Origin of the sequence: Gilliamella apicola, assembly GCF_000599985.1 — a bacterium.
Classification (GTDB): domain Bacteria; phylum Pseudomonadota; class Gammaproteobacteria; order Enterobacterales; family Orbaceae; genus Gilliamella; species Gilliamella apicola.
In genome coordinates this window covers 1179377-1202752 of the sequence record NZ_CP007445.1, presented here as the reverse complement: position 1 = coordinate 1202752, position 23376 = coordinate 1179377, and the positions used below count along the sequence as shown (strand labels likewise).

12 protein-coding genes, 1 tRNA gene and 1 pseudogene are annotated in these 23376 nt (G+C 32.7%); 10 read left to right on the top strand and 4 right to left on the bottom strand.

All coding sequences use genetic code 11. The features are described from left to right. Positions 1-16 precede the first annotated feature (16 nt). Positions 17-1321, bottom strand: a pseudogene (hutW, locus tag GAPWK_RS05395) (heme anaerobic degradation radical SAM methyltransferase ChuW/HutW); the annotation flags it as partial. Positions 1322-1669: 348 nt separating this feature from the next. Here hutW and GAPWK_RS05390 point away from each other — a divergent pair. From GAPWK_RS05390 to GAPWK_RS14120, 10 genes are all read left to right on the top strand, one after another. Then, positions 1670-2518 carry a heme/hemin ABC transporter substrate-binding protein gene (locus GAPWK_RS05390; protein ID WP_025315245.1) on the top strand — a complete coding sequence of 283 codons (849 nt, stop codon included), beginning with the start codon at positions 1670-1672 and terminating at the stop codon, positions 2516-2518. A 123-nt stretch (positions 2519-2641) separates the two neighbouring features. Beyond that, the gene (locus tag GAPWK_RS05385; protein ID WP_025315244.1) at positions 2642-4942 is read left to right on the top strand and encodes a TonB-dependent receptor domain-containing protein; all 2301 of its coding nucleotides are present in this window, start codon (positions 2642-2644) and stop codon (positions 4940-4942) included. 319 nt (positions 4943-5261) lie between these two features. After that, positions 5262-5900 (top strand): YjfI family protein, encoded by a 639-nt coding sequence (locus tag GAPWK_RS05380; protein ID WP_025315243.1) that lies wholly within the window; start codon positions 5262-5264, stop codon positions 5898-5900. Positions 5901-5932: 32 nt separating this feature from the next. Next, positions 5933-6628: a PspA/IM30 family protein gene (locus tag GAPWK_RS05375; RefSeq protein WP_025315242.1), complete on the top strand. Its 696-nt coding sequence runs from the start codon at positions 5933-5935 to the stop codon at positions 6626-6628. 89 nt (positions 6629-6717) lie between these two features. Beyond that, positions 6718-7377 (top strand): OB-fold-containig protein, encoded by a 660-nt coding sequence (locus GAPWK_RS05370; RefSeq protein ID WP_025315241.1) that lies wholly within the window; start codon positions 6718-6720, stop codon positions 7375-7377. A gap of 33 nt (positions 7378-7410) precedes the next feature. Next, positions 7411-9519, top strand: a complete 2109-nt coding sequence (locus GAPWK_RS05365) for a flotillin family protein (RefSeq protein WP_051516240.1) — start codon at positions 7411-7413, stop codon at positions 9517-9519. A 147-nt stretch (positions 9520-9666) separates the two neighbouring features. Next, positions 9667-14610, top strand: a complete 4944-nt coding sequence (locus tag GAPWK_RS05360) for a DNA repair ATPase (RefSeq protein ID WP_025315239.1) — start codon at positions 9667-9669, stop codon at positions 14608-14610. A gap of 716 nt (positions 14611-15326) precedes the next feature. Beyond that, on the top strand, positions 15327-15749 hold the full coding sequence (locus GAPWK_RS05355; protein ID WP_025315238.1) for a GFA family protein: 423 nt from the start codon (positions 15327-15329) through the stop codon (positions 15747-15749). Between the two features lie 159 nt (positions 15750-15908). Continuing rightward, positions 15909-15985, top strand: a tRNA-Arg gene (locus GAPWK_RS05350). Between the two features lie 1102 nt (positions 15986-17087). Further along, the gene (locus GAPWK_RS14120; protein ID WP_025315237.1) at positions 17088-19439 is read left to right on the top strand and encodes a P-loop NTPase; all 2352 of its coding nucleotides are present in this window, start codon (positions 17088-17090) and stop codon (positions 19437-19439) included. Positions 19440-19878: 439 nt separating this feature from the next. Here the strand turns inward: GAPWK_RS14120 and rep are convergent, their stop codons facing one another. From rep to GAPWK_RS05330, 3 genes are all read right to left on the bottom strand, one after another. After that, complete coding sequence (gene rep, locus GAPWK_RS05340; RefSeq protein ID WP_025316845.1) at positions 19879-21894, bottom strand: DNA helicase Rep; 2016 nt, start codon at positions 21892-21894, stop codon at positions 19879-19881. An 84-nt stretch (positions 21895-21978) separates the two neighbouring features. Beyond that, positions 21979-22986 carry a tRNA dihydrouridine(20/20a) synthase DusA gene (gene dusA / locus GAPWK_RS05335; RefSeq protein ID WP_051516239.1) on the bottom strand — a complete coding sequence of 336 codons (1008 nt, stop codon included), beginning with the start codon at positions 22984-22986 and terminating at the stop codon, positions 21979-21981. 87 nt (positions 22987-23073) lie between these two features. Then, on the bottom strand, positions 23074-23280 hold the full coding sequence (locus GAPWK_RS05330) for a hypothetical protein (protein ID WP_146206946.1): 207 nt from the start codon (positions 23278-23280) through the stop codon (positions 23074-23076). Positions 23281-23376: the final 96 nt, after the last annotated feature.

The window sequence follows — 23376 nt, the reverse complement described above, 5'->3', positions numbered from 1 at the left end:
TCTGTATTTCAATATATTCGGGATTATTAAGTTGTAACAATAACTGCTGGAGTGCTTGAACTATATTGCTTGACCAAAAACGCCCCGATAAAGTTAATCTCATACAATAATCTTCGTTTTCCAAAAGCCCTACTTGATGCCATTGTTTAATTAAAGGTGCAAAGAGATGATATTGCTCAGTCAGTTTAGTTAAATCAACACGCCCTTTTTCTATCCCTGCTTGTAATTGATAAAGCCATTCGCCTATCACTGGTTTACCAGTCAACATCATAATTGGTTTTTTACCTTCATCAAGCTGAGTATAATATTGATTTAAATCACGATGAATCATAAATGACTGACCACCTAATCGTCCACCAGCACAAGAACCAAATGCAAAAAAATGGGAACCTTGCTTGATCAGAAAATTATACAAATTTCGTTCACGACTATTTTTTGCCCAGTGCGCATTGGTCAAATGTACCCAACCTTGTTTAGCTAAAAATTCTGCGCCTTGATGATAAAAGTTGCTTTTATCTGTAATAGAGGGTATTTCAATACGCTTATTTTCAACCCCTTTAGCCAAAGGTGTGGTTGGTAAAAGATTAAGCGAATACAAATCTACGCCATCTAATGGCAATTCATTAACAATTTCTAAATCCCGTTGCCAAGTTTTTGTGGTTTGATTTGGTAAACCGAACATTAAATCACAAACTAACGCTACACTATCACGAGCGGCAATACGTTCAAAGCTACTGATAATTTGTTGCTCATTTGATTCACGACCTAATCGTTGACGAATTTCAGTATTAAATGTTTGGACACCGATTGAAAACCGATTCGCTCCCGCTTCAATATAACTATCAACGCGGTCATCATCAAAATCAGAAATACGCCCCTCAACAGTAATTTCGCAATCTGGCGCTAACGGAGCATGTTCTTTAAGATAGCGAATAACGCGTGCTATTTGCCCTGCTGCCAAAGCCGAAGGCGTCCCTCCTCCAAAATAAACGGCATGGATAGGTGCTGATTGCATTGCAGTATTATTAATTTCTAGCGATATCTCTTTTAATAAATAATTGATATAAGTTTCAGTATTAAATTTTCTTAATGGATTTTGATAAAAACCACAAAATTGGCAATGTATATCACAAAAAGGAATATGAATATAAATCAATCTTTTTTTCCCATTTAGAGAGGTTGATTGAATTATGTCCCATTGAGAAGTAACTTCATGAGGTGATAATGGAATACTTGCCTGCAAAGGCATAACAGCCCAACGATCTTTAAAAGGTAAAGTCGCGTTTTGAGCAAAAAAAGCGCTGACATCTAATGATTTCATAACAACCGATCTTAAATAAATAAACTGCAAAATTAAATAATAATTATTTTCATTTATCAATATCTTTTATTAACCATTTTTATAATATGTTGATATATATATTATTATTTTTTTACAAAAAAGTGTTTTTTAATTCATTTTCTTTATAATTCTTCAATTTTTCGAGCTATTTCTCAAATCTTTCCAGCTTGTTTTAACTGATTATTTATATTGAAATTGTTAAAAATCTAGTTAAGAAAAAATTTTTTGCCTGAAAAAATTGAGGAATAAAAAACAATTGTATTGATAATAGTTATCATTTTCACTATATTATCGCGGATACTAAAATTTATACATAGGAAGTAAATAATGAAAAATTTCATAACAAAATTAAATATATTTTTGTTAATTTTCACTTTTAACGCGTTCATAAATATCACTTCAGCTCAAGATAGAATTGTTATTGCAGGTGGTTCATTAACCGAAATTGTTTTTGCGTTGGGTGAAGGTGATAAAGTAGTTGGCGTTGATAAAACTAGCACTTATCCACAATCCGTTACCACTCTACCCCAAATTGGTTATTGGAAATTATTAAATATAGAAGGAATTTTATCTTTAAACCCAACGTTGTTTATTACTTTAAGCGATGCAGAGCCCGACAATATTATTAGTCAAGTTACTCAAGCTAAAGTTGATGTTTTATCATTAAAACGTGTTCCTGGAACTCTTGAATTACTTTATGAAAATATTGAAAAAATAGCTAATAAATTACAAAAACCAGATCAAGGACAACAGCTTATAAATCATATCAAGGACAATCTTTCACAAATCCAACAAAAAATCGATATGCAACCCAATAAAGCAAAAGTTCTATTTTTAATGAGCATGGGTGGAACCAATTCAGTAGCAGGGAAAAACACCACAGCGGATGCTTTAATTACTATCGCTGGCGGTGAAAATCTAGCAAAACATAACAGTTATAAAAGCTACACAGCCGAATCTATCATTGCAATGAATCCTGATGTTATTGTTTTAAATAGCCACTCAATTCAGCAACTTGGTGGGTCAGATAAAATCGACACTATACCAGGTATCACAGAAACAGCAGCGTTCAAAAATCACCGAATTATTACCATTGATGATGGATACCTATTTGGTATTGGGCCTCGCGTCGATGAAGTTGCAAAGATTCTTTATGATGGCTTTTATCTTCAATAACAATTAAGAAAAAAATTGAAGTAAAAAATTATTTAGCAGATTGATTAAATTAAAAAGATGATCAACTTAAATGTTAATTATCTTAATGATTTTATTTAGTTTATTATATTTGAAAGGATTAAAATGATTAATTTTACTAAATTAAAAAAAACCGGTACTTTAGCTTTAGGATTATCAGTTGTCATGCCAGCAATGGCTACCACCAAACTCGATGATGAAAATTATGACGTCATAACAGTGACCGCTCACGAAGCGACCAAGAAACCAGGTACAAATACTGAAATATCCGAACATGATATCCGCCGTGACGGTGGTACTAACTTTGGTACTCTCATGCGTTATCAACCACTGATTTCAGCTCCAGGTAATATTTCCGGTTCAGGTACCGGTAAAAGTAGTTGGGACCGAGGAGGTTTCAGTGGCTATAATATTCGTGGTTTAGATGCTAACCGCGTATCAATTGACGTTGACGGTATGCCATTACCTATAGCTCAAGGTCGAGTTAATTCGGTCGGTCGAGCAGGTTTCGGTTCTTATGGTATTGGGCGCGATTACATCGATACCTACATGTACAATAAAGTTGATATTCAATCAGGTGCTACATCTGTAAGTAATGCTAATAATGCCTTAGGCGGTTCGGTATCTTTCCAAACTAAAACGGCTAGTTACTATCTATATCCGGGTAAAACCAGTTATTTTGGATTCCAAAATAATTATGACAGCTCAGATAGAAGCTATCATCAAGGAATTACTATGGCTGGTGGTGATGATCACCTCAATGGTATTATTGTACTAAGTCGTCGAGATGGGCAACAAACAAGAAATCATGGTGATTCAATAAACAGTTATCCAGAAAATTGGCACTCTAACTCAATTTTAGCTGGCTTTGGTTGGCAAATGACAGAAGAACATTTACTCAATACGACTGTCGATTACAATAGTAAAACCAAAAATTCACATTATGATACTTGGGACAAAAACGGTAAATACATTGAATCATTCGACCATCAACGTAGTAAAAATAACCGCTTTAACTTAGCAATTAAAGATATATGGCAACCTACTAATATTAGCTGGATCGATACATTAACAACACAGTTAAATTATCAACGCACCAATGTCTTTGATGACACAAAATTGCAACATAAATCCAAAGGTAATTTTTATACTCAAACCAACTATAATACTAAAGCATATAATTTTATTACTACTTTAATAAAACAAATTGATAACCAAAAAATCAGTGCGGGTTTAAATGGTAAATGGAGTGAAGATGAATCGCCATTCTTTACATCAGCTAAATCACAACACGGCGTGATTTTCCCAGACGGAGATTATTCCAAACCACAAGCCGACAGTAAAAGTTATCAGTTAGGTGGATTTTTTGAAGATCGCATTAGCTTTAATACTAACAATAGTAATAACTTTTATTTAGTGCCTGGTGTCAGAGCAATCTATCAAAATACCAAGCCACGCAATCTTGAAAACATGTCAGTATCTAATGTGAATTCACACCAATTAGGTAGCCAATATAGTAGTAACAGTGATTTCAAAGTTTTACCATCAATGGCATTTATGTATGATATTAATCCTAATTTTACTGCTTATCTACAATATAAACGTAGTGCTCAAATGCCAAATCAAAACCAATTATATGGTTCTTATTTAGCACATAGCACTATGTATGTACTTGTTGGTAATTCTAATTTAAAAACTGAAACAGGCGATAATTTTGAACTTGGTGTAAAAGGTCAACCAATATCAGGAATTACGTTATCGTCATCTGCTTTTTATAACAAGTACAAAAACTTTATTGCTTTCACACGTTATAGAAAAAATTTTGTTGGTATAGGCAATCGTTTAGTTTACCAATCTGAAAACCGTGACAAAGCTTATACCTTTGGTGCAGAATTAAATAGTGAATTTAATATTGGTACTTGGGTAGAATCGCTCAATGGCTTAAGTGCACGTTTCGCAATTGGTTATAACAAAGGTAAATCAAAATCAAGTTATTTAGGTGATAAATATATTGAGATGGATACTATTGCACCATTAAAAAGTACTATTGGTTTATCATGGGATGACCCAAATAAATTCTATGGTGTTTCCCTAACAGCAACATTCCAAAAGGGTAAGAAAGCTGATGCAACCTCTCGCGAAACATATCTTAACGAAGGACAGCCGATTAAAGATTCATCTGAGGATTATTTTAGAATCGCCGGCCATGGTATTGTTGATTTAACAGGTTATATAAATATCACCAATAATATTAGATTGAGCGGAGGTATCTACAACCTTACTGATCAAAAGTACTGGGATTACCTAAGTAATAATAAATTATACAGCACTTCAGATCATAAATACCTAGAGATGTTTACCGCACCGGGTAGAACATTCCAGCTAGGTTTAAATATTGATTTCTAAAAAATATCTTAAAATACATTTATCATTTTCTAACCCGCTAATGCGGGTTATTTTTTTACCATAAAAAAATTACATGTAATATTTTTGTGGTAACATGTCTTACATAACTTTAACAAATTACCCAAAAGATATAATTACCGCATCAGTTAAAACATTTCAATTAATTTTATATATTGATTTATAAAGATATATTCATCATATTCTAACGCACAATTAAGGTTTATTTTTTATCAAAAAAAATATTACATGTGATATTTACATGTAATATTTTTATGGTAATATAATTTACATAAATTTAACAAATCACCAAACAGGCGTTATGAAAAAAACCAAAGAGACCAAAAATTCAGCTTTTTACCAGCAACAATACCGTCAACGATTGCGTGAACAAGGTTTGGTCAAAAAAGAAGTTTGGATTTTACCTGAAAATACAACTAAATTATTGGAAATTGAAAAACAATTTCGCCAGTCTTTAGTTAAAAACAAAAATATTAATCATAAACAGGAATTTAATGAAATGGAAAGAAACGAAATTTGGTCAATAGAAGCTCTTTATAATAAATTAGTGCAATCTGAATTAGTTAAACAAAGTCATGCAAGTATTGAAGTCATTGATGGCGTGGATGCCTGTTTACATATCATCATGCATGAATATGGTGATTTACCTTTATTTTTAAGTGTATCAAATCAACAAATTGTTGTTGAATGTTTACTTTGGCCTGTTGATATAGTTAAAAATAAAACTCAATTTAATGAAGAAATTTTATGCACTCGAAAACTTTTTCCATTATCAACAATAGCAATTGAAAAAGCTGGAGACGGCTCAGTCAACTACATTATGTATGGTGCGTTAAGTTCATCTTCACTCTTAAGTAATATTGTCTATGAATTAGAAACTTTATCTGACAATGTTATTAAAGCTACAGAAGCTTTTGAACATCACATCGCTCTTAACTAATTAAATCTAAATCAATAATAAGGAGATTAAACATGGCTATCTTCAAAAAACTTGTTACAGCTCTTCGAGGTGGTATTAATGAAGCCGGAGAAACAATCGTTGACACTCAAGCGCTAAGAATACTCGATCAAGAAATTCGCGATGCAGACAGTGAATTAAAACAAGCTAAAGAATCATTAGCAAATATACTTGCACAACAGAAATTAGCAGAAAAAATTGTTAAAGAAACTCAATCTAAAATTGATGAATATGAAAGTTATGCAATCAAAGCTCTTGAAAGTGGCAATGAAGAATTAGCACTTGAAGTAGCTGAAAAACTTGGCTTTCTTGAAAATGAACTTGAAAACAATAAGCAACAAGCCACTTACTTTGATGAAACTGTAAAAAGCTTACGTCAATCAATTTCACAAACGGAAATCAATATTCGAAATTTAAAACAACAAGTTGATATTGTGAAAGCAACTGAAAGCGTTCAAAAAGCACAATCAGCAGTTGCACAACGATATGGCGGTTCAACTGCAAAATTACAAACTGCTTTAGATTCTTTAGATCGAATAAAAAAACGTCAAGAGAAAAACAGTGCAGTTATCGAAGCTAAAAATGAATTAGCTAAGCTTGAAAATAAAAGTACACTTGATAGTAAGCTTGAAGCTGCAGGAATCAAATCAGGCAACCAAAATGCAGCTGCAATATTAGCAAAATTAAAAGAAAAGCAAATGATTCAATAAAAAAAACTTTTAGGTTAAAATAGTTAACGCAATTAATTATTTAACTAATTTAGACTAATTAATTATGAAAATTAATATAAGGAAAAATAATGGAGCTTTTCTGGGGAATATTTTTTTCTTTTCCAGTAATCATATTTAGTGGATTGTTAACACTTTGTGTATTATATTGGTTAGTAGCAGCGTTTGGTATTTTAAGCATTGATTGTTTAGATCTAGAACTGAATGTCGATATTAATGATATACCATTGGACATTTCGAATACTGCCTCAGGATTTACTGGTTTATTGATGAAGTTAGGTTTTAACAAAGTTCCGATGACACTTGTTATCACTTTGATTTCATTAATAGGTTGGTCAATCTGCTATTTCGCCTTTCGTTTCTTTATGTTACCTCTGTGTAATTTATTGCTAATTTATTACATAACTGGTTTTTTTATTTTCGTAATTGCCTTTATTGCTGCAGTATATTTTACTGCATTCATTATAAAACCTCTTCGACCACTGTTCAGTAAATTAGAAAGCCCCAATAATCATAAATCATTATTGGGACAAACTGTTGAAATTCGTTCAAGCTTTGTAAATGAAACGAAAGGAGAAGCTATTTATGAAGATGGTGGTGCTGGATTGATTCTACAAGTTAGATGTACTGACTCATACCAATTCAAACGTGGGGATAAAGCTGTCCTAATACGTTATGAAACAACAAATAACAGCTATGAAATTATTAGCGTTAAAGAATTTAATGGATAGTAAAGTTAATATTTTTTTGGAGAATAATAAATTATGTCAATCAATACTGATACCATCATGTTTTTTCTAGTAATTGTTGGAATAGCCTTTCTAGTAATCGTTGGTTTTTTCTTATTGTTTAAAGCGTTTTATATCAAAGTTCCGCAAGGTACAGCACTTATCGTTAATGACATGACGTCAAAACCTAAAGTGCATTTTACTGGTGCTTTGGTTTACCCTGTCATCTACAAAAAAGAGTTCATGAAAATATCTTTAATTACTTTTGATGTAGAACGTCGCGGTAAAGATGGTTTAATTTGTAAAGATAACTTACGCGCTGATATATGTGTTGCTTTTTATCTTCGTGTTAATGAGACAACTGAAGATGTTTTAAAAGTTGCTAAATCAATAGGTGTAGATAGAGCATCTGACCAAAAAGCGGTAAGCTCACTGTTTAGTGCGAAATTTTCAGAAGCTTTAAAAACAGTAGGAAAGCAATTTGAGCTAGCAAAACTATTTGAAGATCGTATGAATTTCCGTGAACGTATTATTGATGTAATAGGTAAAGATCTTAATGGTTATGCTCTCGAAGATGTTGCTATCGACTACTTAGAACAAACTCCAATAAAATCACTCGATCCTGATAATATTTTTGATGCCGAAGGTATTAACAAAATTACCTCTATCACTGCTGTTCATAAGGATGAAACTAATAAACGTGAAAGAGATCTTGAATTAGCGTTAAAGAAAAAAGATACCGAAACAATTGAAGCTAAATTAGAACTTGAACGTCAACAAGCGGATGCCGAAGCTCGTCAAAAACGCGAAATAGAAACCATTCGAGCTCGCGAACAAGCCGAAACATTAAAAGTACAAGAAGAAGAGCGTCTAAAATCAGAACAAGCAAGAATCCAAGCACAACAAGAAATTGAAGTGCGTGAAGAAAACCGCATGCGTGAGGTTGAAGTTGCTCAGCAAAATCGTCTTAGAGCAATTGCTATCGAAGAAGAACGCGTCGAACGAGCCCGTTCATTGGAAATTGTTGCTCGTGAGCGAGAAGTAGAATTACAACGCATTGAAAAAGACAAAGTTCTTGAAGAAGAAAAGAAACATATTGCCAATGTAATTCGTGAACGAGTTGCAGTTGAAAAAACGGTAGCTGTTGAAGAAGAAAATATCAAAGAAGTGCGAGAAGTTTCCAAAGCTGATCGTGAAAAACAAACAACCATCATTGAAGCAGAAGCTAGAGCTGAACAAGAGTTAGTTAAACAAGTTAAACAAGCTGAAGCTGATGAACAATCATCTAAACATCGTGCAATTGAAATTAGTACAATTGCACAAGCTGAACTTGAGGTTGCCGCTAAACAAGCTGAAGCGAAAAAACAACTAGCTCAAGGTATTGAAGCAGAAGAAGCAGCTATCGGTTTAGCTGAAGCCAAAGTTCGCAAAGCTCGTGCCGAAGCAGAAGAAAAAGAAGGTTTAGTAAAAGCTAATATTACTGCTGAGCTTTTACTTGCTGAAGCAAAAGGAAATCAAGAAAAAGGCTTATCAGAAGCAAAAGTTATTGAAGCGAAAGCATTAGCAACAGAAAAACAAGGTCTAACCGAAGCTAAAGTTCTTGAAGAAAAACTTTCAGCTCAAGCTCGCGGTGATGAACGCATTGGATTTGCTAAAGCTTCAGCAACTAAAGAACAAGGTTTAGCTGAGGCACTGGTTATTCGTGAACGCTTAACAGCCGAAGCTAATGGTCTTGTTGAGAAATTCCAAGCAATGGGTACGATGAATGAACAATCTAAAAATCATGAAGAGTTCCGCTTGGCGCTTGAAAAAGGCTTCGAACAAGCTATGGCTGCTATTGCTGCTAATAAAGAGATTGCCAGAGAACAAGCAGATGTTCTTGCTGCTGCATTTAGCAAAGCGAACATTGAAATTGTTGGAGGTAATGATAACTTCTTTAACAGCTTCTCTAAAGCTATCAGTGTCGGTAAAGCAATTGAAGGAACTGTAAACCAAAGCCCAGTACTACAATCTGCTTTACAATCAGTACTATCACGTTTGTCAGGTAATAAAAATATCGATTTAAACGAAACACTAAAAAACACTGATTTAAAAGCACTGGCTAAACAATTTTTACCATCAAATAGTGATGAAAAAAGCGAATAATGAAAGGAATGATGATTTATAGTATTAAACAATTCAATTATCGTTAAATCATTATTAAGTTTACATTATCACTATTATCTTCCTTCGGTAGAATATTCAGTTTTACCGAAGGTAATAGATTCTCTGTAAAAAGATCAAGAGTAAAAAATGGCAGAAATAGAACAAGAAAACGAGCAACAAAACACACTCGATAAAGCAGTCGCAGAAGGCGGAGCCTACGAAATTCTTCGTAAACGTTTAACATCATTGGGCCAAGAACTCAATCAAAAAACTGAAGCGTTAAATCAACAACGACTTTCTGAATTTGGTAAAAGTGATATGTCGATCATTGGTCGCATTCGCATAAGAACCGAAAACAATTGTATCGCTCGAGATATCGTTAGATTTGGTGATTGGTTATTATTTGGTTACAACGTCTTTTTAGGATTGAAAAAAGAAACCAAAATTGAAGATGTATTTTCACTTTATCAACTTGTTGAACGTGATGAAAATTACGAAGCGGATCCCGTTGATCTATCAAATACCTTTTTAAATATTGATCGTTTTGTTCAAGACTTCAATGAACTTTATACTTACTATAAAAATGCTCAACTATTGCAACTTGTTGAACGAGACGGCAAGCTCCTTGCCAGTTTCCAGATTGGTGAAAGAGTAAGTGACATTCGAGTGTTTCGCTGGTCAATATCCAGTGATAAAAAAACGATTAACTATATTGATAATCGGGGTGAACGTGATATTGCGTTACCTCCTGCTTATGATTTTGAATGGACTGAAACTACCCGTGAAAACATTGTTAACGGTCGATTCTCCCATGTAAATATTCTTGATACCGTTTTTGTTGAAACCATTGGTGGTGACCTTACCATAAAATGTGAAAACAATACTAACGATGGACTAGGTATTTATCGTGAAGAGGTATTAGATAAAAATCAATCGATAAACGATGCAAAAATTGAATATGCAAAAGTAGGTGCATTAATTCTTTTAAAAGTCCTACCCTACCGAGAAGATAATTGGCGATATCTAATCTATAATACACTTACCCAAAAAGTACAACGAATTGACTTTATTGGTCAAGCTTGTATTCAACTTCCAGAAGATCATGGGGTGATATTCCCAGGTGGTTACTACCTACAAAATGGGGAATATAAAACATTCGATCAATCTATGACAGGGATGCGTTTTAGACGAATTCGTCGTTCACCAAATGGGGAAGATGTTTTATACATTTTTTACGATCCAAATTCTGGCCGCTTAGCTTTATTCAATTACAACATGATAGAACGAAAATTGGATAACCCAATTCTAGGTCATGGTTATGCCGTATTTGAAGACGGTCGAATGGTGGTATTTGAAGGAGAAAACGATGAACCAACTCGCGTCCATCCTATGCAAATCTGGCAAACGCCGTTTTATAGTGACGAATTTGCAGCAACACAGCCAACAAACAATACCTTTTTAGGCAAAATCGGGAACGCAGAATTAGTACGTGGAATTTCTGATCTCTATTTTATTTCTCGCGAAATTGATAATCAATCCGCCTCTTCACAGCTCTATGGCAAACTAAGTGAAGATACTAAAAGATTATTCGATACTTATTTTTGGCTTGCTGATGAAAAAAATCTATCATTTTCACCAATACTTCGTAATATTACCCAAACCAGTGAATTAGTACTTGATGAATATGAAAAAGTAGAAAGCATACGCCGTCAATCCGAAAGTGCGATGCGTGAAGCCATTACCAATCAACAAGATTTATTAGCTAAACTATATCCTGATAGCTGGCAGGAAACCCAAGAATTTGTCGATGCGCTTAATGCAATAAAAATGCAATTAGGCCGCCTTGTAACATTGAGAACCTATCGTTATATCAATTTAGAACAAATTGATAAAATGGAAAATGAGCTAAAAGAACGCCAATCTTTAGTATCATTGGCAACAGCCGAATTTTTAGGTAGTGACAAAGCACTTGAACCATTTATTTTAAAAATAGATAAAATTGAAAAATATATGGAACAAGCTGACACTGTAGCAAAGCTTATTGAACCGATAAAAAATACTGATGAAATGTCCAATGACTTGGATATGCTCTCGCAACTAATGGCTTCATTAAAATTTGAAGACGTTACATTACAAACTAGAATTATTGAATCTATTGCCGAAGTATATGCCAAACTAAACCAAACCAAAGCAAGGATCAATCAAAAACGAAAAAATCTATCTAGTGTCGAAATGATTGCCCAATTTGGCGCCCAATTCAAACTATTTAGTCAAAGCATCGCAAGTGCTTTAAGTATCGCAACCACACCAGAAAAATGCGACGATGAACTATCAAGACTACTTGTTCAACTTGAAGAACTTGAAAATCAATTTAGTGAAAGTGAAGAGTTCCTTAATGACATACTGACGAAACGCGAAGAAATATTAGAATCTTTCGAAACCCACAAACAAGCATTACTTGAAGATCGGACAAGACGCACTGAAGCCCTTCTTACCGCAGCTGTTCGCATTTTAGATAGTATACCTAGACGTACAGCTAAATTTTCAGATCAAAATGAACTTAATGCTTTCTTTGTAGCAGATCCACTAGCATTAAAAATCCGAGAAATTGTAGAAAAATTAAGAGATCTGTTTGATAACGTCAAAGCGGATGATATTGAATCACGTTTTAAAAGTGCACGTGATCAGGCCATACGCGCATTACGAGATAAATCAGAAATATTCGAATCTGGTGGCAACGTTATAAAATTAGGTCCAAAACACAAATTCAGCGTAAACACACAAGAGCTTGACCTAACTATTGTTCCAAAAGAAACACATTTATATTTGCAATTAACGGGTACAGATTATCAAGAAAAAATAGAGAATAGTAAATTAGAGAGTTATAAACCGTTCTGGACTATATCACTTGAATCAGAGTCACCAACAGTCTATCGTGGTGAATATCTAGCCTATTCTATTATCAACGCCATATTAAAAAAAGATCTTGATATCAGTTATGAAGAATTAGTTACTCAATTAAGTCAACCTGAAAGTTTGGTTAAAACTGTTCGTGATTATGCAGCCATGCGATATCGAGAAGGTTATGAAAAAGGTATTCATGATCACGACGCGGTAAAAATCTTATCAAAACTTATTCCACTAGGTGAGGCAGCAGGCTTATTGCGTTACAATCCATTAGCTCGTAGTTTGGCTATGTTATTTTGGCAATATAATCAAAAAAGTGATGTTGCAAAATTATGGCCGGAAAGAGCCAAGACCTGCAAAGATATTCAAGCTCTATTTGGTCATGATGAAGGATTAATTAATCTACAAGCAGAAATGGCTACAGAGCTAAATCAATTCTTGCAAACGTATCCAATAAAACATGATAATTTTCATATCAAACAAGCGACTGAATATTTAAGCTATGCGCTGGCTGAAATACCGCAAGAGTTTAACTTAAGCAAATACAGCATTTACATGTATGAAGGACTAAAAGCCAAATTGGAAGAGCTTCATATGTGGGGCGACTTTAATCAATCGCAACTTAATTTAAAAACTCGCTTAGCTGATCGCTGGAATCTTATTGAAAGTTGGTATAAGGGGCTTTGTACTCTACCTCAATATCAGAAATTAGCTGACTACATACCTGAAGCAATCTTGCTATGCATGCTAGACAAAGAAAATAGTATAAGTATACAAATTAGTGAACTTGAACTAGATATCACGGTTAGCGACTTGTTAGGCGAACATCCGACAATCAAACAAGGGGTATTAAATATCAACCTTGATGATTTCTTCAGTCGTATGCGCAAACATGCACGAGTCATCATTCCTGAATTTCGACATTACCAGACATTGCGTCAAGAAGTTCTTGATGAACAGCGATACTTTTTGCACATTGATGAATTCAAAGCAAAACCGTTAAGTTCATTTGTTCGCAATAAACTTATCAATCAAGTTTATCTTCCTATTATTGGTGATAACCTAGCCAAACAAATGGGTACTGTTGGGGAAAGTCGACGAACCGATTTAATGGGATTATTATTACTTATCTCTCCGCCTGGTTATGGTAAAACAACATTAATGGAATATATCGCTAATCGTTTAGGCCTGATTTTTATGAAAATTAATGGACCGGCATTAGGACATAGTGTTTTATCTTTCGATCCTGAACAAGCACCAAATGCAACAGCACGTCAAGAACTTGAAAAGTTAAATTTAGCATTGGAAATGGGTAATAATGTTATGCTTTATGTGGATGATATCCAACATACTAATCCTGAATTTTTACAAAAATTTATATCACTATGTGATGGCTCACGTCGCATCGAAGGGGTTTGGAAAGGTAAAACAAAAACTTATGATTTAAGAGGTAAAAAATTCTGTGTGATAATGGCCGGTAACCCATATACCGAGTCAGGTGAGGTATTCAAAATACCCGATATGTTAGCTAACCGTGCTGACATATATAACCTAGGTGAAGTCCTTGGTGGAATGGATGAAGTTTTTGCTTCAAGTTATATTGAAAACTGTCTAACTTCTAATTCAATTCTCTCTCCTTTGGCGTTACGTGACCTTAATGATCTCTATCATCTTATTGATCATGCCCAAGGCAAACCACTTAATACCAATGAATTGAGCTATGATTATAGCCAAGCTGAAATTAGTGAAATTGTTGCAGTACTACGCCACTTATTAAAAATTCGTGAAGTAGTATTTAAAGTTAATCAACAATATATCATTAGTGCGGCACAATCAGATAAATACCGTACTGAACCTCCATTCAAGTTACAAGGTAGTTATCGAAATATGAATAAACTCACCGAAAAAATTTCATCAGTAATGAATGATGAAGAACTTAATCAAGTTATTGAAGATCATTACCTAGGTGAAGCACAATTGCTAACTAACGGCGCAGAAGAAAATCTACTCAAACTAGCTGAAATTCGAGGAGTACTTACAAAAGAACAAACGGAGCGTTGGCAACAAATTAAAAATGACTTTATTAGAAATAAAACACTGGGTGGCGATGAATCCAATACAGGTAATCAAATTGTCACTCAACTTGCTGATTTAGTACAAAGCGTACAAGCGTTAAAATTATAAGATATGCAGACTAAACTATCGCTAATCACGTTGTTTAGTCTGCTCATAAATCATATATCTATCAATAAAAATAAAAGCGGGACAACTCTCTTCCCGCTTTATAAAAAAACATTCTATAAAACAGCAAAATACAATTAATATTTAAGTATCTTAATGGTTCCTTTAACAATACGTCTTAATATATTTAAATTAACTTATATTAAATTTTGTAAAAAAGTATCAAACATTATGATTTTATTATAGAAAAATTGGCAGGCTTTGATATAAATCCTTATTAGTTTATTTGTATAATCTTAAAATATTGATATTAATATCCTATATCATAAAACTTTATCAAGTCTGATAGATAGTTCTTATGACAATTGATTACTGTTATCCATTCTATTACTAATTGAATTAACAAAAAAATTAAAGAAAAGGTTAAGAGAGGAGTACTCGAAATAGGCGCAGGCGAGCAAATTATTATTGATAAGCCTGAAAATATTTTAAGAATCGCGGGACTAATTAATGAAACATATGAATACACTAAAAATGATGAAAATTTTAAACGAAAATAATTAACATCCTTGCATTTCTTGCATTCAAAGCCGCTTATAGTAGCTTTTCAATGATAATTGTCATTAACATAACTTAATTTATTCACTTGTTTATTTATTTTTATATATTAACATGAAAAATAAGTTTAAATTTATTACATTAATAAAAGGAATTCAATCATGATAACAGGCAATTGTTTATGTGGAGAAGTTGTTTATCAGGTAAATAGTGATATTAAAACTATTGTGTTTTGTCATTGCTCAAGATGTCGTAAGCAAACTGGAACAGCATTTAATGCATCTGCAATAATAAAAAAAACAGATTTAACTTTTATTAAAGGTGAATCAAATATAAAAATTTATGCCAGTAATGGCGTTAATCGCCATTTTTGTTCAAATTGTGGATCGCATATTTTTTCAGTTCGAGAAAATGATAGTAATACTTACCGTTTACGTATCGGACTTATTAATGAACCAATTATGACAGAAGATCGTATACACGTTTATACCGATTCAAAAGCAAACTGGGATAATATTTGTGATGGATATACTCAATACCCTGACGCCATAAACTCGTCTGATTTTATCCCTAATAACAGTTAGGTATGGTTCAATTTTAACTTAGCATTTTGGTGAAATTAAAAAGTTAATTGGTTAAATTGATGATATTTTGACAATCCAATCGAAAAACAGTTAAAAATCATTGACGGATAGAAATAGATTTATATAATACATTGCGTTTATTCAAAAAAACGCATCAAAGTCTCCTTAGCTCAGCTGGATAGAGCAACGGCCTTCTAAGCCGTAGGTCACAGGTTCGAATCCTGTAGGGGACGCCATTTTACTATCTTCAAAGCACTTACCTAACAGTATCTATCCGGCTTAAACTTTTTACTATAAGAATTTAAAGCTTTTAACTGTCAACTTAATTCAATCCAATCAACGCCATCATAAAGTTAAAAAGTCATCGCATTTTGGTTCAGAAAAATCCTATATCTACTTTTTATCTTTCTTTTTTCAATGTTTTACAGAAATTATTGGGATTTTTCCTTAAATTAAATATAAAAAAACTAACTGCTTTAATCTAATCAAAATTTAAAATACTTTTAACTTCACTATTAACTCAAGGATTAAATCCATATATTAATACCAATGTGTCACCATCATGGTTAGAAATTTACTTTAATGAAAGATATGAATTATTCAAACCAATAAAGGTAAGATTCGGTTCTCTTATCGTGCGGCTAAGATGAAAACAGTGCGTATCGTGCCACTAAGTAATCAAGCAATAGCAATCTTAAAACATATTCATGCGATGAGAAATAAATACTAGATAGTATTTATAAAAGATTAAAACCTTTATAAATCTAAAAGTGAAAACACTTTAAACACAGCATTACGAATAATAAATATATGTTACAAATAACAAAATATATAGTTATAGGTTTAGAATAAGTAAACATGTGATACATTGGGATAGCCTAGATTACGGTATAAAGACGCTATAAAACACCAAATAAGCCACCAAGTACACAATGATGTAAGAGACAACCTATATCCACAAAGCCTTACATCTAGATGCTCGTACTCAAATGATTCAATGGTGGCTGACTATTTATGTTTATCCAAAAAGAGTTAGTAATAGCTTATCAGCTTAGGACTGATCAATAACCAAGAACCAATTTCGCTGGGTTCTTGGTTAATATCTATAATTTATAAAACAATTATATAGTTACTTTTTTCCATAAAGCATTTTATAATTAATATTACAATTTACTAAAATAAATACACATTATGAATACATATATTGAAGAATCTATTCGTAGAGGACGATTAGTTATACTATTAGGTGCAGGGGCTTGATGTTCTTCAAAGAATTTATCAGGAAAACAATTACCAACAAGTTCGGAATTAACCAAAATACTAGCTGAAAATGTAGGATTGACACTTGATGAAAATGATAGACTTTCAGATGTATATACTTCAGCTAATGAAATTGCAGGGAAAATTACTGTAATAAAGGTACTAGAAAAAGAATTCAAACATTGTATTCCATCTAAGGAATACTTAGAATTAGTAACTTATCCATTTCCTAGAATTTATACATTTAATATAGATGATGCATTAGAAAAAGCAGCTAACACACAAAATGTTTTTAAGTTTAATGTTAGACGACGTAACAGTTATATTGAGGACTTTGATCAACTTTATTCAACTATCGATTATATTAAACTCAATGGTGATATTTGTAATCCTGATGAAGGATTTATTTTTTCACCCACTGAATATGGTGAAGGTTCGGCAACAGAGCCTTTATGGTATCAAGAATTAGCGCGAGATTTTACTAGATTTGTTTTTTTGTTTATTGGAACTACTTTAAATGAACCATTATTTTATCATCAGATACAAAAATATAAAACTTTGACTAATCAACAAAACACTAAAAGTTATTTACTCGTTCCGAAACTATCAGTTTCACAAAAAACAAGTTTAAAAAGTTCAAATATTCAACATATTGAAGGAAATTTATCGGATTTTACTTCTTGGCTTAAGAAAACATTCCCTAATGGATTAAAATCAAATGATATATTGAAACTAACAAATTTACATCCTGCAATAGTAGAGTTTGATGAAACTAACAGTTCAGATAAATCTCTTTTAGAGGATGTATTGGTTATAAATAGAACAACTCTTGATTTAGCTACAAAAGAATCCGTTAAATCACAAATCCGAGATTTTTATAAGGGATTCAAGCCTACATGGCGAGATATTCTCGATTTTGTTCCTGCAGAATTACAAGCAACTAAAAAATTATATGCAAATATCGTTGATAGTAATAACAATAGATTATTTATTATTACAGGGCCCGCAGGCTCGGGTAAGACTACAGCTTTAAAACAAATAGCTTTAAAATTATCAGAATCAACAACTAATCAAGTGTATTATATAAATGAATTTAAGAATGATTTAGATAAATTAATTTCTTATTTAGACAGAAGAAATAATAGTAAATACTATCTTTGTATTGAGCGAATAGCCGAAAACGCAAACCTTATATCTCGAATTATTGAAAATAATTTATCAAAGTTTGTTATTTTTGTATGTGCAGAAAATGAAAGTATATGGAAAAGTAGGGGGATTGAGCATTTTCAAAATTGTTCTATTTTCACTCAAGATTACACACAAATTGATAATTCAGATGTTGATATTCTACTTGAAAAACTAAAACAATATGGTAATTGGACGAGATTAAGTAAAATGTCCCTAAAAAACCGACGTCTTGAGATATATAAAAGGGCAAAAAAACAATTGTTAATTGGATTAATTGAGGCTACTTCTGGAGAAGGCTATGATAAAATCATAGAAAAAGAGTACAATAATATAACAGAAACATCAGAAAAATATTTATTACTTTTAGTTTCATTAGCTGCTATCCAAAGAGTAGATGCGTCTGAAGCGACCCTAATTAGGGCTATGAAAGAACTCAATTGTTCAAAACATGTAAACGAAATATGCAAAAACATGTCTGGCATATTAAAAAATAGTAATGGTTTTATTTCTGCAAGGCATAGGGTTTTTGCTGAAAAAATACTATCAAATTGTGTTGGCTTGGATTTATTACAAAATATAATTATTGCTTATATAAAAGCTTTTTCTGATTATGAAAAACCAGTAATTAAACATATTTCATCTAAAGAAAGTGCTATATACAAAGGACTAGTTAATTTTAAAGTATTAAAAAAATATCTTAAAAATAATATAAAATTAATTCTTGACATATATTTGATGTTTGAAAAGAAATTTGAACTTGATGGATTATTTTTACTTCAATATGCATTAGCCTTAAGATCCTTTGATCAACAATTTGATGCTTTATCAAAACTACGTATAGCACGAGACGCATATCCAGAGTCACCTCACATAGAGCACGCTTTTGCACAACAATTATTAATTCTTGCTGAACAAATTGTCCATGAAAATTCAAACATGGCATTAGATTATCTAGAACAAGCAAAAAATATTTTAGAAGGTTTATCATTATTAGATAGAAGTAAAAGTGATAGATATCCACTATTAACATTATCTGTTGGTAATATCAGAATACTTCATAATCTAGGACGAAAAAAAGAAGCAAGAGACTTATCTAAAAAATATTATGATAAAATTGCCCGACAATTTAATTTTCAAAGACAATATAATAAGAAAATTGCAAGCACATTATCTTTTTTAATGAGTTATTCTGTAAGTGGAAATATCGGAAGTATTAGCTCTTTAGAATCTGAGTTTTATTAATTAATATTAAAGTGCTGACAAAAACGGCAATATATGATTGCCGTTTTTTTGCATATTAATAAATTCATTAATAAGTGATAATTTCTCATATAGGAGAGACCATTTCACTTTTATCAACACATTGATTAAACTGACTCACTTATACCTTAATATTTCTAAGTTTGATTTCGATTGACTCAAAATTACCCAATATGAAATTCACAACTAGCTTAGTTTGCTTAAATAAAGTCAAAAATCTACTTTAAAAAGAAATTTTTTTTACAAAGTAAAAACACGTATTATTCATTGAAACTATGTAAAGAAATTTATGATTTACTATTAACGATTGATCTTTGTATAAATCGTTGATGATATTTAAGAGTTTCACATGACAATATTGGTAACTTTTTAATTTTTTGTTCAATAATTCTACCAATATAATATTTAGCAATAACATAAGTTATTTGGCATTAGCTATTTGAGCCTTTAGCATGGCTAGCCGACTTTGGCCTTGTTGCATTTTCTTTTCTGGTGATAGTTGGTTTGGTACATCTTGCCAATCTAAATCATCTTGAGGTAATTCTAATAAGAATCGACTTGGCTCGACATATACCGTTTCACCAAACTGTTTACGTTGGCGGCTAAATGAGAATGTAAGCTCACGCTGGGCTCTTGTGATACCAACATATGCAAGACGACGCTCTTCTTCAATATTATCTTCATCAATACTGGTCTGATGAGGTAATAGCCCTTCTGACATGCCAATCAAATAAACATAAGGAAATTCTAGACCTTTTGAAGCATGTAATGTCATAAGCTGAACTTGATCTAAATCTTCTTCGCCTTCATTACGTTCAAGCATATCACGCAGAGTAAATCTTGCTACAGCCTGTTCTAAGGTCATACTTTCATCAATATCATCACCTTGTAACATCTCATTTAACCAACTAATTAGCTGTTCAACATTACGCATCCGCATTTGGCCTGCTGTTGGTGATGCTGATGTTTCATAGATCCAACTTTCGTAATGAATGCCATGTACTAGTTCATGAATGGCATCCATTGGCTCAGTGAGTGATTTTTCAATTAATGAATCAAACCAATGAATAAAGGTATGCAACGTTTCCATACGTTTACTTGAAAGTAACTCCGTCAACCCCATATCATGGCTCGCTTGATATAAGCTCACTCCACGATGATTTGCCCACTCACCCAGTTTTTGTATGGTTACTGGACCGATTTCCCGCTTTGGAGTATTAATAATACGGATAAAGGCATTATCGTCATCAGGATTGGTCAATAAACGCAAATATGCCATAAGATCTTTAATTTCAATACGGGCAAAAAATGAAGTACCGCCTGATATTCGATATGGGATGCGGTATTGCGTTAGCATTTTTTCAATTAAGCGTGATTGATGATTACCTCGATATAATATGGCATATTGACCATATTGGCTATTGTTAGCAAAACGATGCCCTATTAAGTCATTTACCACTTTTTCTGCTTCGGAATCTTCGTTATCTGCAGATATGATCCTTAATGTTTCTCCATAACCCAGTTCAGAAAAAAGTTTTTTTTCAAAAATGTGTGGATTATTTTCGATTAAAATATTAGCAACTTTTAATATTCGACCAGATGATCGGTAATTTTGTTCAAGTTTAATGACTTCTAAATTTGGGAAGTCTTTATTAAGTAATACTAAATTTTGTGGACGGGCACCACGCCAAGAGTAGATAGATTGATCATCATCTCCTACTACCGTAAATTTGGCTCTATCGCCAACCAGTAATTTAATAAATTCATATTGACTTGTGTTGGTGTCTTGGTATTCATCTACCAGCATATAGCGTATTCGATTTTGCCATTTTTCACGCACTTCTTCGTTATTTTTTAATAACAATGTAGGCAATAAAATAAGATCATCAAAATCCAATATGCTGCACGCTTTTAACTGTTTTTCGTATAATTGGTAGCAATGTGCAAAAAGCTTTTCTTTATTGGTTTGTGCGCGAGCCATAGCTATGGTTGAATCAACAATATCATTTTTCCAGTTTGATATCATAGCGCGAAGTTGATTGATTAGATCTTTATCCCCTTCAAGCCATTGCTGTGTTAATTCTTTCAGTAATGCTGTTTGATCATGGTCATCAAATAATGAAAAATTGGATTTAATACCCAAATGTTTATATTCTTTTCTAACAATATCAAGTCCTAAAGTATGGAACGTTGAAATTTTAAGTCCCCTAGCCTCTTGTTTAGTGATTGAATGAGCAATACGTTCTTTCATTTCACGTGCAGCTTTATTAGTAAAAGTAACAGCAACAATATGTCTTGGCAAATACTCTTTAACCCGAATTAAATAGGCAATTTTATTAATAATAACCCGAGTTTTGCCAGAGCCAGCACCTGCTAAAACAAGGCATGGACCTGAGACATATTCGACGGCTTGTTGTTGACTTGAATTTAAACGCACAGAGTATAAACCATTAAGAAAATTGGCGGCTAGTATATAACGATATACTAGCCACGTGCAATTGTAACAAATTAGAAGTAAATTTTATTGAATAAAGGCTAATGCTTGTTCTACAACCTCAATGCCAGCACCTTTTTTATGAGCATTTTCGCTAAGATATCGACGCCATTGCCTTGCACCCTTACAACCGTTAAAGATTCCCAGTGTATGGCGCATGATGTGGTTTAGCTGTGCACCTTGGGTTAATTGTTGTTCAAGATAAGGATAGAGTGCGCGAATAGCAGCTTTCGGTTCAATGATTGGCAAATCTGCTCCAAAAATCTGTGAATCAATATGGGTTAGTAATAATGGATTTTGATACGCTTCTCGGCCAACCATTACACCATCTACGTGACATAGGTGTTGTCTGATCTCGTCTATTGTTTTTATGCCACCATTAATGGCGATAGTTAAGTTTGGGTAATCGAGCTTAAGCTGATAAACACGCTCATAATTAAGTGGAGGTACTTCACGATTTTCTTTAGGACTTAAACCAGATAACCAAGCTTTGCGAGCATGCACAATGAAAGTATTAGTATAAGGCATTACTTTATCAATAAATCCACGCAAAAAATCATAACTATCGAAATCATCAATTCCAATTCGTGTTTTGACTGTGACAGGTATATCAACCTGATCTTGCATCTGCTCAATACAATCTGCTACTAAATCAGCTTTCCCCATTAAACAAGCACCAAACATACCATTTTGTACACGATCTGATGGACAACCTACATTAAGATTAATTTCGTCATATCCACGTTGTTGTACCAACTTTGCACATTGCGCAAGTGCTTTAGGGTCACTGCCACCTAATTGTAAACTAATTGGGTGTTCTTCTTGGTTGAAAGCTAAATAATCACCTTTGCCAAATAGTATTGCACCTGTTGTCACCATTTCGGTATACAAAAGCGTTTTTTTGGTTAAAATTCGATGAAAATAACGACAGTGTTTATCGGTTAGGTCCAGCATTGGCGCGATAGAGAATTGATTTAAGTTGATTTTTTTTTGCAAACTTACCTCGACATAATAAATAAGCGGTGTTCTATCCATCTTTTTTCAAGATAGAACATAATAATATAAGGAATTAACATGGATATCAATGAAACTAGCTTTATTTCAATTAACACTACAGAATTTTTAAGCATAACAGATGAACTTCATTGCAACTATACGACAAATTTCTGGCGTCATAGCTATTTTTGGAGGTTGCATTAGTTGATTATTTATCATTACTACTATTATGGGTATTTCATTAATTATCACGGATATAAAACTATTTAAATCAGAAAATTCATTTAGTTTAGCCACTAATCGATAAAGAGGAGAGGACATTGTTGAAGCCATTACCAATTTACATGATTATTGGAAATTTTATTTAATAACTTTCATATGTATAATTATATCTTATTTATATACATAAAGCTTATGGCTGTAATAGTA

What these genes read in the sequence shown, in the direction of transcription:
- dusA (WP_051516239.1), bottom strand. Translation starts at nt 22,986, where the DNA reads ATGGATAGAACACCGCTTATTTATTATGTCGAGGTAAGTTTGCAAAAA.
- GAPWK_RS05330 (WP_146206946.1), bottom strand. Translation starts at nt 23,280, where the DNA reads ATGGCTTCAACAATGTCCTCTCCTCTTTATCGATTAGTGGCTAAACTA.
- GAPWK_RS05380 (WP_025315243.1), top strand. Translation starts at nt 5,262, where the DNA reads ATGAAAAAAACCAAAGAGACCAAAAATTCAGCTTTTTACCAGCAACAA.
- GAPWK_RS05365 (WP_051516240.1), top strand. Translation starts at nt 7,411, where the DNA reads ATGTCAATCAATACTGATACCATCATGTTTTTTCTAGTAATTGTTGGA.
- GAPWK_RS05370 (WP_025315241.1), top strand. Translation starts at nt 6,718, where the DNA reads ATGGAGCTTTTCTGGGGAATATTTTTTTCTTTTCCAGTAATCATATTT.
- GAPWK_RS05355 (WP_025315238.1), top strand. Translation starts at nt 15,327, where the DNA reads ATGATAACAGGCAATTGTTTATGTGGAGAAGTTGTTTATCAGGTAAAT.
- GAPWK_RS05385 (WP_025315244.1), top strand. Translation starts at nt 2,642, where the DNA reads ATGATTAATTTTACTAAATTAAAAAAAACCGGTACTTTAGCTTTAGGA.
- GAPWK_RS05360 (WP_025315239.1), top strand. Translation starts at nt 9,667, where the DNA reads ATGGCAGAAATAGAACAAGAAAACGAGCAACAAAACACACTCGATAAA.
- GAPWK_RS05390 (WP_025315245.1), top strand. Translation starts at nt 1,670, where the DNA reads ATGAAAAATTTCATAACAAAATTAAATATATTTTTGTTAATTTTCACT.
- GAPWK_RS05375 (WP_025315242.1), top strand. Translation starts at nt 5,933, where the DNA reads ATGGCTATCTTCAAAAAACTTGTTACAGCTCTTCGAGGTGGTATTAAT.